At 68.3% G+C, this 15432-nt stretch carries 13 protein-coding genes and 1 tRNA gene; all 14 read left to right on the top strand.

The features are described from left to right. The coding region (tuf, locus tag L2I40_RS07980; RefSeq protein ID WP_237214375.1) for an elongation factor Tu at positions 1-938 on the top strand (938 nt) is incomplete at its 5' end. Between the two features lie 118 nt (positions 939-1056). Beyond that, positions 1057-1497: an RDD family protein gene (locus L2I40_RS07975; protein ID WP_237214374.1), complete on the top strand. Its 441-nt coding sequence runs from the start codon at positions 1057-1059 to the stop codon at positions 1495-1497. Positions 1498-1675: 178 nt separating this feature from the next. Further along, a tRNA-Trp gene (locus tag L2I40_RS07970) sits at positions 1676-1752 on the top strand. A gap of 93 nt (positions 1753-1845) precedes the next feature. Further along, positions 1846-2043 (top strand): preprotein translocase subunit SecE, encoded by a 198-nt coding sequence (gene secE / locus L2I40_RS07965; protein WP_237214373.1) that lies wholly within the window; start codon positions 1846-1848, stop codon positions 2041-2043. 7 nt (positions 2044-2050) lie between these two features. Next, entirely contained in the window at positions 2051-2587 is a 537-nt protein-coding gene (gene nusG, locus L2I40_RS07960; RefSeq protein ID WP_237214372.1) for a transcription termination/antitermination protein NusG, read from the top strand. Between the two features lie 203 nt (positions 2588-2790). Continuing rightward, on the top strand, positions 2791-3225 hold the full coding sequence (rplK, locus tag L2I40_RS07955; protein WP_237214371.1) for a 50S ribosomal protein L11: 435 nt from the start codon (positions 2791-2793) through the stop codon (positions 3223-3225). Between the two features lie 4 nt (positions 3226-3229). Then, on the top strand, positions 3230-3928 hold the full coding sequence (gene rplA, locus L2I40_RS07950) for a 50S ribosomal protein L1 (RefSeq protein ID WP_237214370.1): 699 nt from the start codon (positions 3230-3232) through the stop codon (positions 3926-3928). A 359-nt stretch (positions 3929-4287) separates the two neighbouring features. Then, complete coding sequence (gene rplJ / locus L2I40_RS07945; protein ID WP_237214369.1) at positions 4288-4812, top strand: 50S ribosomal protein L10; 525 nt, start codon at positions 4288-4290, stop codon at positions 4810-4812. A 146-nt stretch (positions 4813-4958) separates the two neighbouring features. Then, complete coding sequence (rplL, locus tag L2I40_RS07940; protein ID WP_237214368.1) at positions 4959-5342, top strand: 50S ribosomal protein L7/L12; 384 nt, start codon at positions 4959-4961, stop codon at positions 5340-5342. Positions 5343-5589: 247 nt separating this feature from the next. Further along, entirely contained in the window at positions 5590-9777 is a 4188-nt protein-coding gene (gene rpoB, locus L2I40_RS07935) for a DNA-directed RNA polymerase subunit beta (protein ID WP_237214367.1), read from the top strand. A gap of 100 nt (positions 9778-9877) precedes the next feature. After that, positions 9878-14059, top strand: a complete 4182-nt coding sequence (gene rpoC, locus L2I40_RS07930) for a DNA-directed RNA polymerase subunit beta' (RefSeq protein ID WP_237214366.1) — start codon at positions 9878-9880, stop codon at positions 14057-14059. A 366-nt stretch (positions 14060-14425) separates the two neighbouring features. Continuing rightward, complete coding sequence (rpsL, locus tag L2I40_RS07925) at positions 14426-14797, top strand: 30S ribosomal protein S12 (RefSeq protein ID WP_237214365.1); 372 nt, start codon at positions 14426-14428, stop codon at positions 14795-14797. Between the two features lie 12 nt (positions 14798-14809). Continuing rightward, positions 14810-15286 (top strand): 30S ribosomal protein S7, encoded by a 477-nt coding sequence (rpsG, locus tag L2I40_RS07920; RefSeq protein ID WP_237214364.1) that lies wholly within the window; start codon positions 14810-14812, stop codon positions 15284-15286. Between the two features lie 27 nt (positions 15287-15313). Next, a partial coding sequence (locus tag L2I40_RS07915) for a GTP-binding protein (RefSeq protein ID WP_237214376.1) occupies positions 15314-15432 on the top strand: 119 nt, incomplete at its 3' end.

The following is a 15432-nucleotide window of genomic DNA, read 5'->3' as shown; positions in this document are numbered from 1 at the left end:
GCCATGCGGACTACGTGAAGAACATGATCACGGGTGCGGCGCAGATGGACGGCGCGATCCTGGTGGTCTCGGCGGCGGACGGCCCGATGCCGCAGACGCGGGAGCACATCCTGCTGGCGCGTCAGGTGGGCGTGCCGGCGCTGGTGGTGTTCCTGAACAAGATGGACATGGCGGACCCCGACCTGGTTGAGCTGGTCGAGATGGAGGTTCGCGAGCTGCTGAGCTCGTACAAGTTCCCGGGTGACGAGATTCCGGTGATCAAGGGCTCGGCGCTGTGCGCGCTGGAGGACCGCGAGCCGGCGCTGGGCGAGCAGGCGATCCTGAAGCTGATGGAGGCGGTGGACGCCTACATTCCGCAGCCGGAGCGTCCGAAGGACCGTCCGTTCCTGATGCCGATCGAGGACGTGTTCTCGATTTCGGGCCGCGGCACGGTGGTGACGGGTCGCGTGGAGCGCGGCGTGGTGAAGGTTGGCGAGGAGGTCGAGATCGTCGGCCTGAAGCCGACGGTGAAGACGACGGTGACGGGCGTGGAGATGTTCCGCAAGCTGCTGGACAGCGGCGAGGCGGGCGACAACATCGGCGCGCTGCTGCGCGGCACGAAGCGCGAGGATGTGGAGCGCGGTCAGGTGCTGGCCGCACCCGGCTCGATCACGCCGCACACGCAGTTCAAGGCGGAGGCGTACATCCTGACGAAGGAGGAGGGCGGTCGCCACACGCCGTTCTTCACCAACTACCGTCCGCAGTTCTACTTCCGCACGACGGACGTGACGGGCGTGGTGAAGCTGCCGGAGGGCACCGAGATGGTGATGCCGGGCGACAACGTGTCGATGGATGTTGAGCTGATCGCGCCGATCGCCATGGACGAGGGCCTGCGGTTTGCGATCCGCGAAGGCGGCCGCACCGTCGGCGCCGGCGTCGTCGCCAAGATCGTGAAGTAGGGGCGCCTTTCCGGCGGTCATCGAGGCGGGCGCTTCGGCGCCCGCCTTTTTTGTTGCGTTGCTGGACACGGGCCGAGGGCTGTGGCCTTACGCTCGCGGAGATCGGACGGGGTTCGGGATGTCCTTCGGCGGTGGATACGGGCAGTCGCAGCCGGAGCTGGCGAGCTTCGGGTCGCGCCTTCTGGCGCAGGTCATCGACCTGTTCTGGCTGCTGCCGCTGTCGCTGATCCTCGGGCTCATCGCCGACTTCGTGAATGGCGGCCGCGGCATGTCGGCGGGTGGCGAGCTGATGGCCAACATGGTCGGCGCGCTGATCGTGCTGCTGTTCTGGGCGGAGCGGCAGGCGACGCCGGGCAAGCTCGTGCTCGGGCTGCGCATCGTGGACGCCGACACCGGCGGCATCCCGACGATGGGTCGCTTCACGCTGCGCTATGTCGGCTACCTCGTCTCCGCCCTGCCGCTCGGCCTCGGCTATCTCTGGGCGCTCTGGGACAAGCGACGCCAGGGCTGGCACGACAAGATGGCCGGCACGCTGGTGATCCGCGACCCGCGGCGCTGAATCTTCGCGCCCGACGGTGCCGCGTCGCCCAGGGCCGCCGCTTGTCAGCTGCTGCTCGTCACCGGCCGCTTGTCACCCCGGGGCCGCTCCGCTATGGCTCCGCCCTCGCGCGGCCCATGCGCGCCACGCCGGGAGACTGTCCGCGGAGCTGCTCCGCCTCAGGCCCGCGCGGACCGCTAGGGGCGTAGCTCAATTGGCTAGAGCGCCGGTCTCCAAAACCGGAGGTTGGGGGTTCGAGACCCTCCGCCCCTGCCATGCGGCCGCGCGAATGCCGCGGCAGGCGGCCCCATGCGGGTCGCGCCTCCCCGGCATCCGGTCTGTCGAGTGTCGTCGCTGAAAGGGGCCGTCTTGGCCAAGTTCGATCCCGCCGGATTCGTCCGCGAGGTGCGTCAGGAGGTGGCTCGCGTCACCTGGCCGACGCGCAAGGAGACGCTGGTGACCACGGGCCTCGTGCTGGCGCTGTCGGCGCTCGCGGCGCTGTTCTTCATGCTGGTGGACTGGATCATCTCCGGCGCCATGCGCCTGCTGTTCGGACTGGGGGTCTGACGCCGTCATGGCCGACAAGAAGTGGTACGTGGTGCACGTCTATTCGGGCTTCGAGAAGAAGATCTCGCAGCAGATCCGCGAGCAGGCCGCCCAGAAGGGCCTGGCCGACAAGTTCGAGGAGATCCTGGTCCCCGCCGAGGAGGTCGTCGAGGTCCGCCGCGGCCAGAAGACCAACCAGGAGCGCAAGTTCTTCCCCGGCTACGTGCTGGTGAAGATGGAGATGACCGACGACGCCTGGCACCTGGTGAAGAACACGCCGAAGGTGACCGGCTTCCTCGGCGAGAAGAACCGCCCGACCCCGATCCGCGAGCAGGAAGCGCAGCGGATGCTGAAGCAGATGACGGACCAGGCCGAGAAGCCGAAGCGTCCCGCCATCGTCTACGAGGTCGGCGAGCAGGTCCGCGTGGCGGACGGCCCCTTCACCAGCTTCAACGGCACGGTGGAGGAGGTGGACGAGGAGCGCGGCCGGGTGAAGGTCAGCGTCTCGATCTTCGGCCGCTCCACCCCGGTCGAGCTGGAATACGGGCAGGTCGAGAAGCTCTGAGCCGGGCCTGACACGGCGCTCCGCGGCGGCACTGGACAGCGTCCCGCGCCGCCGCTATAGGCCCGCGCTCGCCGCGGCCTGGGTCATTCCCGGGCCGCGCGGTTTTGCAGGGAACGCGGGAGACCGGGGCCGCAAGGCCAGGGTCGCATGGACCGCGGGCCTCTGTGAGTGGCGCGCCGCGAGGCGCAACAGAGGACTGACACGTGGCGAAGAAGATCGTCGGCTACATCAAGCTGCAGATCCCGGCCGGCAAGGCGAACCCCTCGCCGCCGGTGGGTCCCGCGCTCGGCCAGCGCGGCCTGAACATCATGCAGTTCGTGAAGGAGTTCAACGCGGCGACGCAGCAGATGGAGCCCGGCACCCCGACGCCGGTCGTCATCACCGCGTATAGCGATCGCACCTTCTCCTTCATCACCAAGACGCCACCGAACACCTACTTCCTGCTGAAGGCCGCCAAGATCGAGAAGGGCAGCCAGACGCCGGGCAAGGGTGGCACCGTCGGCCGCGTCACCAAGACGCAGCTGCGCGAGATCGCCAAGGTGAAGATGAAGGACATGAACTGCACCGACGTGGAAAGCGCGGTGCGCATGCTCGCGGGCTCCGCCCGGTCCATGGGCATGACGGTGGTGGAGGGCTGACGCCATGGCCAAGATCGGCAAGCGCCTGAAGGCCGCCAGCACCGCCTTCGACCGCGACAAGGCCTATTCGCTCGACCAGGCGGTCAAGCTCGTCAAGGCGAACGCCAAGGCGAAGTTCGACGAGACGGTCGAGATCGCGATGAACCTCGGCATCGACCCGCGCCACGCCGACCAGATGGTCCGCGGCGTGGTCGGCCTGCCGGCCGGCACCGGCAAGACGCTGCGCGTTGGCGTCTTCGCCCGCGGCGCGAAGGCCGAGGAGGCCAAGGCCGCCGGCGCCGACGTGGTCGGCGCGGACGACCTCGCCGCCCTGGTGCAGGAAGGCAAGATCGAGTTCGAGCGCTGCATCGCGACGCCGGACATGATGGCCCTCGTCGGCCGCCTCGGTAAGGTGCTCGGCCCGCGCGGCCTGATGCCGAACCCGAAGCTCGGCACGGTGACGATGGACGTGAAGGGCGCCGTGCAGGCCGCGAAGGCCGGCCAAGTGGAGTTCCGTGCCGAGAAGGCCGGCATCGTCCATGCCGGCATCGGCAAGGCGAGCTTTGGCGAGGACGCGCTGCTGAACAACGCGCGCGCCTTCATCGATGCGATCCAGAAGGCCCGCCCCTCGGGCGCGAAGGGCACCTACGTGAAGAAGGTGTCGCTGAGCTCCTCGATGGGCCCGGGCGTGAAGGTGGACCTGGCCTCCGTCACCGGGGGCTGAGGTCCGGACGAGATACGGCGGCTTCGGCCGTCGGGCAGGGCAGGGGGCGACCCTCGGGACACCCCCTGGCCGAACCTGTCGGAGACCTCCTGTGGCCGGGCAACCGGCCTTGAAGCGGCGCAAGCCCGCAGGGGATAGATGGGGTGCCGAGAAGTTCCGCCGGCCGGGGTGCCGCCCCGATCGGCTTGGCTTGACGGTCCCTTCCAACAGGCGAGTGCCGCGTCGGCGTTCCGGCGCGGATGAACCGGCTTCCGCCCTTCCAGAAGGCGGGGCCCCGCTGCGATCGCCGCAGGGCGCAGAGGGCCGCAGGCCCCGAGCACCGGAGGCGTGAATCGCAGCGGCAACACTAGGAGACGGACGTGGACCGTACGGAAAAGCGCGCCTTCGTGCAGGCGATGCAGGCGGTGTTCGCGGATACGTCCTTCGTCCTCGTCAGCCAGAACAAGGGGCTGACGGTGGCGGATGCGACGGTGCTGCGGCAGCGCATGCGGGATGCCGGCGCGAGCTACAAGGTGGCGAAGAACCGGTTGGCCTCGCTCGCCCTCGACGGATCGAAGTTCCAGGCCATCCAGCCCCTGCTGAAGGGTCCGACCGCGATCGCGTGGTCGACGGACCCCGTGGCGGTGGCGAAGACGGCGGTGGACTTCGCCCGGACGAACGACAAGTTCGTCATCCTTGGCGGGTCGCTCGGGACCCAGATGCTGAGCGCCGATGGCGTGAAGGCCCTGGCCGAGCTGCCCTCGCTCGAGACGCTGCGCGCGCAGCTGCTCGGCCTGATCCAGACCCCGGCGACGCGGATCGCCGGCGTGCTGCAGGCCCCTGGCAGCCAGCTCGCCCGGGTGTTCTCGGCCTACGCCAAGAAGGACGAGGCGGCAGCCGCGTGACCGGCGTCCCGCCCGGCGCAGTCGCCACCCCGGAGGGGCGGCGGATGCGGCGGGACGCGGGCCGCCTGACCAAAGCAAGAACATCCAGGATGCGCCTGGGTGTTGCAAACCTCAAGCCAAGCCATTAGATCGAAAGGTACACGCACATGGCAGACCTTGCGAAGCTCGTTGACGAGCTGTCCAGCCTGACCGTCCTGGAGGCCGCCGAGCTCTCCAAGATGCTCGAGGAGAAGTGGGGCGTTTCCGCCGCGGCGCCGGTCGCCGTGGCCGCCGCTCCGGCCGCTGGCGGTGCCGCCGCCGCGCCGGCCGCCGAGGAGAAGACGGAGTTCACCGTTATCCTGAAGAACGGTGGCGACAAGAAGATCAACGTCATCAAGGAGATCCGCACCATCACGGGTCTCGGCCTGAAGGAGGCCAAGGACCTCGTCGAGGGCGCGCCGAAGACCGTCAAGGAAGGCGTGAACAAGGACGAGGCGGCGAAGATCAAGAAGGTGCTCGAAGAGAACGGCGCGACCGTCGAGATCACCTGATATCGGTGCGCCGGGCGACCCCCGGCGCATCAGCCGGCCCGCCCCTGCGGCGGGCGGGCAGGGCTACCAGGGTTGGGAACGGGCGGGACTCCGGGGTCGGGGTCCCGCCCGCGCCCGCGTTTGATTTTGCTGCTGTCCGCGTCCGTGGCCGTCGTGCCGCGGCCAAGGATGGCAACGGGTTGGTACACCACGGGTTTCTGCCGGCTGCCCCGGTGCGGGGGCGGCGGGCCAGGGAAGCGGGACAGGCATGAACGCTATCACGAAGTCCTTTACCGGGCGCAAGCGCATTCGGAAGTCCTTCGGGCGGCTGCCCGAAGTGGCGCCGATGCCCAACCTCATCGACGTGCAGCGGGCCTCCTACGAGACGTTCCTGCAGATGGGGGTGGACCCGGACAGCCGGACGCACACCGGTTTGCAGGAGGTCTTCAAGTCCGTCTTCCCGATCGACGATTTCGGCGGCCGCGGCCGGCTCGAATTCGTCCAGTACGAGCTCGAGGAGCCGAAGTACGACGTCGAGGAGTGCATCCAGCGCGGCCTGACCTTCGCCGCCCCGCTCAAGGTGCGGCTCCGCCTGATCGTCTGGGACGTGGACGAGGACACCGGCTCGCGCTCCGTCCGCGATATCAAGGAGCAGGACGTCTACATGGGCGACATGCCGCTCATGACGGACAACGGCACCTTCATCATCAACGGCACCGAGCGCGTCATCGTCTCCCAGATGCACCGCAGCCCGGGCGTCTTCTTCGACCACGACAAGGGCAAGACGCACAGCAGCGGCAAGTACCTGTTTGCCGCGCGCGTCATCCCCTATCGCGGCTCCTGGCTCGACTTCGAGTTCGACGCCAAGGACATCTGCTACGTCCGCATCGACCGCAAGCGGAAGCTGCCGGCGACGACGCTGCTCTACGCGCTCGACAGCATCTGGACGGAGGGCGAGCGCGTCCGCCGCGCCAATGAAGGCCTGCCCGCGCTCGAGCCGCACGAGATCCGCGGCATGGACTCGGAGGAGATCCTCAACGCCTTCTACGGCCAGGTGGTGTTCAGCCGCTCCGCCAAGGGCTGGTCGCGTCCCTTCGATCCGGAGGCGTTCCGCGGCATGAAGCTCGCGGAGCCGCTGGTGGACGCCAAGACCGGCCAGGAAGTCGCGTCGAAGGACATCAAGCTGACGCCGCGCGCGGCGCGCAAGATCGCCGAGGGCGGCACGACGGAGGTCCTGGTCGGCCGCGCCGACCTCCTCGGCCGCTACGTCGCCGAGGACCTTGTGAACTGGGAGACGGGCGAGATCTGGGCCGAGGCCGGCGAGGAGCTGACCGAGGCGAAGCTCACCGCCATCGAGGAGGCGGGCCTGGATCGCCTGCCGACGCTCGCCGTCGACCAGGCGACCGGTCCCTGGATGCGCAACACGCTCGCGGTGGACAAGAACTCCAACCGCGAAGAAGCGCTGATGGACATCTACCGGGTCATGCGCCCGGGCGAGCCGCCGACCGCCGAGACGGCCGAGAGCCTGTTCCGCGGCCTGTTCTTCGACGCCGAGCGCTACGACCTCTCGGCCGTGGGCCGGGTGAAGATGAACATGCGCCTCGGCTTCTCCACCGAGGAGGTGCCGGACCACATCCGCACCCTCCGCAAGGAGGACATCGTCGCGACGCTGCGCGTGCTGATGCAGCTGAAGGACGGCAACGGCTCGATCGACGACATCGACAACCTGGGCAACCGGCGCGTCCGCTCGGTCGGCGAGCTGATGGAGAACCAGTACCGCGTCGGCCTGCTGCGCATGGAGCGCGCGATCAAGGAGCGGATGGGCTCCGTCGACATCGACAGCGTGATGCCGCACGACCTGATCAACGCGAAGCCGGCCGCGGCCGCGGTGCGCGAGTTCTTCGGCTCCTCGCAGCTCAGCCAGTTCATGGACCAGACGAACCCGCTGTCGGAGGTGACGCATAAGCGCCGCCTCTCGGCGCTCGGTCCGGGCGGTCTCACGCGTGAACGTGCGGGCTTCGAGGTGCGCGACGTGCACCCGACGCATTACGGCCGCATCTGCCCGATCGAGACGCCGGAAGGCCCGAACATCGGCCTGATCAACAGCCTCGCCACCTTCGCCAAGGTCAACAAGTACGGCTTCATCGAGACGCCCTACCGCCTCGTGAAGGACGGCAAGGTGACCGGCGAGCCGCGCTACCTCTCCGCGATGGAGGAGGAGCGTCTGGTGGTCGCGCAGGCCGACGCCGAGCTCGACACGGACGGCACCTTCAAGTCCGAGCTGGTGAGCGTGCGCGACGGCGGGGACTTCCGCCTGGTGAAGCCCGAGGAGGTGACGGCGATCGACGTCTCGCCGAAGCAGCTCGTCTCGGTCGCCGCGGCGCTGATCCCGTTCCTCGAGAACGACGACGCCAACCGCGCGCTGATGGGCTCGAACATGCAGCGCCAGGCGGTGCCGCTCATCCAGGCCGATGCGCCTCTCGTCGGCACCGGCATGGAAGCGGCGGTCGCGCGCGATTCGGGTGCGACCATCGTGGCGCGCCGCGACGGCGTCGTGGACAGCATCGACGGCGCGCGCATCGTGGTACGTGCGACCGGCGACGACAACACGACGCGCGGCGTCGACATCTACCGGCTGCGCAAGTTCCAGCGCTCCAACCAGTCCACCTGCATCAACCAGCGCCCGCTCGTGAAGGTCGGCAACCAGGTGAAGGCCGGCGACATCATCGCCGACGGGCCGTCCACCGAGCTCGGCGAGCTCGCGCTCGGCCGCAACGTGCTCTGCGCCTTCATGCCGTGGAACGGCTACAACTTCGAGGACAGCATCCTGATCAGCGAGCGCATCGCGAAGGATGACGTCTTCACCTCGATCCACATCGAGGAATTCGAGGTGATGGCCCGCGACACCAAGCTGGGCCAGGAGGAGATTACGCGGGATATCCCGAATGTTGGCGAAGAAGCCCTCCGGAATCTGGATGAGGCCGGAATCGTCTACATCGGGGCGGAAGTGCAGCCGGGCGACATCCTCGTGGGCAAGGTGACCCCGAAGGGTGAATCCCCGATGACACCTGAAGAAAAGCTGCTCCGCGCCATCTTCGGCGAGAAGGCCTCCGACGTGCGGGATACCTCGCTCCGGCTGCCGCCGGGCGTGGCCGGCACGATCGTCGACGTGCGCGTCTTCTCCCGCCGCGGCGTGGACAAGGACGAGCGCGCCATGGCGATCGAGCGCGCCGAGATCGAGCGACTGGCGAAGGACCGCGACGACGAGAAGGCGATCCAGGAGCGCTCCTTCTACTCGCGCCTGCGGGAGCGGCTGCTGGGCCGCAAGGCCTCGGGCGGCTTCAAGGGCGTCAAGGCCGGCACCGAGATCACCGACCAGGTGCTCGACGAGTTCGCCAAGGCGACCTGGCGCCAGATCGGCGTGCAGGACGATGCGGCGATGGCGGAGATCGAGGCGCTGAAGCGCGAGTTCGACGCCGCGGTCGAGCGCCTGCAGAAGCGCTTCGAGAGCAAGGTCGAGAAGCTGCAGCGCGGCGACGAGCTGCCGCCCGGCGTGATGAAGATGGTCAAGGTCTTCGTCGCGGTGAAGCGCAAGCTCCAGCCCGGCGACAAGATGGCCGGCCGCCACGGCAACAAGGGCGTGGTCAGCCGCGTCGTCCCGGTCGAGGACATGCCGTTCCTGGAAGACGGGACGAGCGTGGACCTCGTGCTGAACCCGCTCGGCGTGCCGTCGCGCATGAATGTCGGCCAGATCCTCGAGACGCATCTCGGCTGGGCCTGCGCCAACATGGGCCGTCAGATCGGCGAGGTGGTGGAGGAATACCGCCGCGGCGGCGCGATGCGCGAGGAGCTGCGGGCCAAGCTCGTCGAGGCCTATGGCGAGGAGATCGTGAAGCGCGACGTCGATCCGCTGGACGACGACCAGCTGATCGAGCTCTGCGACAACCTCAAGAAGGGCGTGCCCATCGCGACGCCGGTCTTCGACGGCGCGCGCATGGCCGACATCGAGGGGATGCTGACGAAGGCCGGCCTCGAGACGTCCGGCCAGGTCACGCTGGTGGACGGTCGCACCGGCGAGCCGTTCGAGCGCAAGGTGACCGTCGGCTACATCTACATGCTGAAGCTGCACCACTTGGTGGACGACAAGATCCACGCGCGCTCGATCGGCCCCTACAGCCTGGTCACCCAGCAGCCGCTGGGCGGCAAGGCGCAGTTCGGCGGCCAGCGCTTCGGCGAGATGGAGGTCTGGGCGCTCGAGGCCTACGGCGCCGCCTACACGCTGCAGGAGATGCTGACGGTGAAGTCCGACGACGTCTCCGGCCGCACCAAGGTCTACGAGGCGATCGTGCGCGACCAGGACAATTTCGAGGCGGGCATCCCCGAGTCCTTCAACGTGCTTGTGAAGGAGCTCAAGTCGCTCGGCCTCAACGTGGATCTCGAGAACCGCCCGGCCTGACGCGGCGGTTCGACATCCCGCGCCGTCTCCCGGCGGCGCGGCTTCCCTTTTTCGCGGCGGGCATCTGCCGGGTGCCCGCCTGCCGGACGGAGACGACGGCATGAATGAGCTGATGAAGATCCTGGGCCAGACCGGCCAGGCGATGACCTTCGACCAGATCCGCATCTCGATCGCCTCGCCCGAGACGATCCGGAGCTGGTCCTACGGCGAGATCAAGAAGCCCGAGACGATCAACTACCGCACCTTCAAGCCGGAGCGGGACGGGCTGTTCTGCGCCCGCATCTTCGGGCCGATCAAGGACTACGAGTGCCTCTGCGGCAAGTACAAGCGGATGAAGTTCCGCGGCATCATCTGCGAGAAGTGCGGCGTCGAGGTGACGCTGGCGAAGGTGCGTCGCGAGCGCATGGGCCATATCGAGCTCGCCTCGCCGGTCGCCCACATCTGGTTCATGAAGTCGCTGCCCTCGCGCGTCGGCCTGATGGTCGACATGTCGCTGAAGGAGCTGGAGAAGGTCCTCTACTTCGAGAGCTATGTGGTGCTCGAGCCCGGCCTGACCGACCTCAAGCTCCATCAGCTGCTGACCGAGGACCAGCTCCAGAACAAGCAGGACGAGTTCGGCGACGAGGCCTTCAGCGTCGGCATCGGTGCCGAGGCGGTGAAGCAGATGCTCGCCGCGATCGATCCGCAGAAGGAAGCGCCGCGGCTGCGCGCCGAGCTGAAGGAGACGACCTCCGAGGCGAAGCGCAAGAAGCTCGTGAAGCGCCTCAAGATGCTCGAGAGCTTCGCCGAATCGGGCGCGAAGCCGGAGTGGATGATCCTCGACGTGGTGCCGGTGATCCCGCCGGAGCTGCGCCCGCTTGTGCCGCTCGACGGCGGCCGCTTCGCGACGTCTGACCTGAACGACCTCTATCGCCGCGTGATCAACCGGAACAACCGGCTGAAGCGCCTGATCGAGCTGCGCGCGCCCGACATCATCGTGCGCAACGAGAAGCGCATGCTGCAGGAGGCGGTGGACGCGCTGTTCGACAACGGCCGCCGCGGCCGCGCCATCACGGGTGCCAACAAGCGCCCGCTGAAGTCGCTCTCCGACATGCTGAAGGGCAAGCAGGGCCGCTTCCGCCAGAACCTGCTCGGCAAGCGCGTCGACTACTCCGGCCGCTCGGTGATCGTCGTCGGTCCCGAGCTGAAGCTGCATCAGTGCGGCCTGCCGAAGAAGATGGCGCTCGAGCTCTTCAAGCCCTTCATCTACTCGAAGCTCGAGAAGTACGGCCACGCCACCACCATCAAGGCCGCGAAGCGGATGGTGGAGAAGGAGCGGCCGGAGGTGTGGGACATCCTCGAGGAGGTGATCCGCGAGCACCCTGTCCTGCTGAACCGCGCGCCGACGCTGCACCGCCTGGGCATCCAGGCCTTCGAGCCCGTGCTGGTCGAGGGCAAGGCGATCCAGCTGCATCCGCTTGTCTGCACCGCCTTCAACGCCGACTTCGACGGCGACCAGATGGCCGTGCACGTGCCCCTCAGCCTCGAGGCGCAGCTGGAAGCGCGCGTGCTGATGATGTCGACCAACAACATCCTCAGCCCCGCGAACGGCAAGCCGATCATCGTGCCGAGCCAGGACATCGTGCTCGGCCTCTACTACCTCTCGCTCGAGACGCCCGAGTTCAAGGCGACCGAGGACCAGAAGGCGCCTGCCTTCGCCTCGATGGGCGAGATCGAGCAGGCGCTGGCGGCCGGCGTGATCAAGCTGCACAGCAAGATCCGCGCGCGCCGCAAGGCGATGTCGGCCGACGGCAAGGTGGTGACCGAGCGCGTCGTGACGACCGCGGGCCGGATGATGATGGGCGCGCTGCTGCCGCTGCACCAGAACCTGCCCTACAGCCTGCTGAACCGGCTGCTGACGAAGAAGAACATCTCCGACGTGATCGACGCGGTGTATCGCCACTGCGGCCAGAAGGAGAGCGTGATCTTCGCCGACCGCCTGATGGGCCTCGGCTTCCGCAACGCGGCCAAGGCGGGCATCTCCTTCGGCAAGAACGACATGGTGATCCCGGACAGCAAGGGCGCGCTGATCCAGACCACCAAGGACCAGGTCAAGGAGTTCGAGCAGCAGTACCTCGACGGCCTGATCACGGCCGGCGAGCGCTACAACAAGGTGGTCGACGCCTGGTCGCGCTGCACCGAGGAAGTGGCGCAGGCGATGATGAAGGAGATCCAGAAGCAGGAGGTGGGCAAGCCCGCCAACTCCGTCTGGATGATGTCGCACTCCGGCGCGCGCGGCTCGCCCGCGCAGATGCGCCAGCTGGCCGGCATGCGCGGCCTGATGGCGAAGCCCTCGGGCGAGATCATCGAGCAGCCGATCATCTCGAACTTCAAGGAAGGCCTGACGGTGCTCGAGTACTTCAACTCGACGCACGGCGCCCGCAAGGGCCTGGCCGACACGGCGCTCAAGACGGCGAACTCGGGCTACCTCACCCGCCGCCTGGTGGACGTCGCCCAGGACTGCATCATCGTCGAGGATGATTGCGGCACCGAGCGCGGCATCACCGTGCGCGCCGTGATGGATGGCGGCGAGGTCGTCTCCTCGCTTTCCGAGCGCATCCTGGGGCGCACGACGCAGGAGGATGTCGTGGATCCGGCGACCGGCGAGGTGCTGGTCCCGCGCAACCACCTGATCGAGGAGACGGACGCCGAGAAGATCGAGAAGGCGGGCGTCGAGGCGGTGAAGATCCGCTCCGTGCTCACCTGCGATTCGCGCGTCGGCGTCTGCGGGCATTGCTACGGGCGCGACCTCGCGCGCGGCACGCCGGTGAACGTGGGTGAGGCGGTCGGCGTCATCGCCGCCCAGTCGATCGGCGAGCCGGGCACGCAGCTCACCATGCGCACCTTCCACATCGGCGGTGCGGCGCAGCGCGGCGCCGAGCAGTCGGCGGTCGAGGCGATGACGGACGGCACGGTGAAGTTCGCCAACCGCTCCGTCGTCACCAACAGCCAGGGCGCGCCGGTGGTGATGAGCCGCAACTGCGAGGCCGTGGTGTTCGACGCCAACGGCCGCGAGCGCGGCCGGCTGCGCGTGCCCTACGGCGCGCGTCTGCTGGTGGACGAGGGTGCAGCGGTCACCCGCGGCCAGAAGCTGGCCGAATGGGATCCCTTCACCCTGCCGATCATCACCGAGAAGAACGGCAAGGTGGAGTTCGCCGACCTCATCGAGAACATCACCCTGGTGGAGCGGACGGACGAGGTCACCGGCCTCTCCTTCAAGGAAGTCGTCGAGTACAAGGCGACCGGCCGTGGCGCCGACCTGCGCCCGCGCCTGATCCTGCGCGACGCCAAGGGCAACGTGGTGAAGCGCGACAACGGGGCGGAAGCGATCACCTTCCTGCCCCCGGGCTCGATCCTCTCGGTCGACAACGGGCGCGAGGTGAATGCCGGCGACGTCATTGCCCGCCTGCCGCGCGAATCGTCGAAGACCCGCGACATCACGGGCGGCCTGCCGCGCGTGGCGGAGCTGTTCGAGGCGCGTCGCCCGAAGGACGCGGCGATCATCGCCGACATCGACGGCCGCGTGGAGTTCGGCAAGGACTACAAGGCCAAGCGCCGCATCCTGGTCGTCCCCGACCAGGCGCCGGACACCGACGAGCCGCCGACCCCGCGCGAGTACCTGGTGCCGAAGGGCAAGCACGTCTCGGTGCAGGAAGGCGACTACGTGAAGGCCGGCGACCCCCTGGTGGACGGCCCGCGCGTGCCGCACGACATCCTGCGCGTCCTCGGCGTCGAGGCTCTCGCGAACTACCTCGTGAACGAGATCCAGGACGTCTATCGACTGCAGGGCGTGAAGATCAACGACAAGCACATCGAGGTCATCGTCCGGCAGATGCTGCAGAAGGTGGAGATCGTCGATCCGGGCGACACCACCTTCCTGGTGGGCGAGACGGTGGAGCGAATCGAGTTCGAGATCGAGAACGAGAAGCGCATCGCCGCCAAGGAACGTCCCGCACGGGCCGAGCCGGTGCTGCAGGGCATCACCAAGGCCTCGCTGCAGACGACGTCGTTCATCTCCGCGGCGTCCTTCCAGGAGACGACCCGCGTGCTCACCGAGGCCGCGACGGCCGGCAAGGTGGATACGCTGGCCGGCCTGAAGGAGAACGTGATCGTCGGGCGCCTGATCCCGGCGGGCACGGGCTCCGTCATGAACCGCCTGCGGGCGCTTGCGGCGCAGCGCGACCGCGGCCGGATCCCGCAGGCCGCGGCGCCGCTGCCCGGGCCGGCGACCGCCGCCGAGTAGGCGGCGGCGGCACAGCCGCGAAAGAGTTGAAGGCCGGCCCCCGAAAAGGGCCGGCCTTCGCCTTTTCGGGCCGTCACCTTCGCTTGACTCCCCCCGGGGCGGGGCGTAGATAGCGCGCCCTCGGCCGGGAGTGGCGCCGGAAGGCGCACTACTCGGCTGGGCTGTTTTTGGTCCGACAGCGCAGCGCGCGCGGCGCCGCCCCCAAGGGGGCTGAGGCCGCGTGCGGGACAGGTGCCCGCAGGGATCGCGCATGCGCGTCCCAGGCGGGCGCAAGCGCGTGGCGGATCTGGGTCGCGGTCGCCGAGGGCGCGCAAGCGCCGCAGGTGTGAATCGCAGGCCCGGAAGATAGGTTTGCGAAGGGGCGTCATGCCGACGATCAACCAGCTCATCGCCAAGGGGCGGGAGCCGAACGCGAAGCGGAACAAGGTTCCGGCGCTGCAGGGCAGCCCGCAGAAGCGCGGCGTCTGCACCCGCGTCTACACGACCACGCCGAAGAAGCCGAACTCGGCGCTTCGTAAGGTCGCCAAGGTGCGCCTGACGAACGGCTACGAGGTGGTGAGCTACATCCCCGGCGAGGGCCACAACCTGCAGGAGCACTCGGTGGTCCTGATCCGGGGCGGCCGCGTGAAGGACCTTCCGGGCGTGCGCTACCACATCCTGCGCGGCGTGCTCGACACGCAGGGCCTGCCGAAGCGGCGCAAGCGGCGCTCGCTCTACGGCGCCAAGCGGCCGAAGTAAGGAGGGCAGGGAATGTCTCGCCGTCACCGCGCCGAGAAGCGCGAGGTCCTGCCGGATCCGAAGTTCGGGGATCTCGTCCTCAGCCGTTTCATGAACGTGCTGATGTATGACGGGAAGAAGTCCGTCGCGGAGAACATCGTCTACGGGGCGATGGACACGCTGAAGCGCCGCGGCGGCGCGAACAGCGACCCGCTGCGCCTCTTCCACGAGGCGATGGAGAATGTGAAGCCGGCGATCGAGGTGCGGTCGCGGCGCGTCGGCGGCGCCACCTACCAGGTGCCCGTCGAGGTCCGCCCGGAGCGCCGCCAGGCGCTCGCGATCCGCTGGCTGATCGAGGCCGCGCGCAAGCGCGGCGAGAACACGATGGAAGAGCGCCTCTCGGCGGAACTGCTGGACGCGGCGAACAACCGCGGCACGGCCGTCAAGAAGCGCGAGGACACGCACCGGATGGCAGAGGCCAACAAGGCCTTCAGCCACTACCGCTGGTAACGCACAGACCGATCAGGACGCACGAAGATGGCAAAGGCGAAGTTTGAGCGGACGAAGCCGCACTGCAACATTGGCACGATCGGTCATGTGGATCATGGCAAGACGTCGCTGACGGCGGCGATCACGAAGGTGCTGGCGAAGACGGG

It is taken from the genome of Falsiroseomonas oryziterrae, from assembly GCF_021864505.1.
Lineage (GTDB): Bacteria > Pseudomonadota > Alphaproteobacteria > Acetobacterales > Acetobacteraceae > Falsiroseomonas > Falsiroseomonas oryziterrae.
Note: the sequence above shows the minus strand (reverse complement) of the source record. Positions and strands in the feature narration are given on the sequence as shown.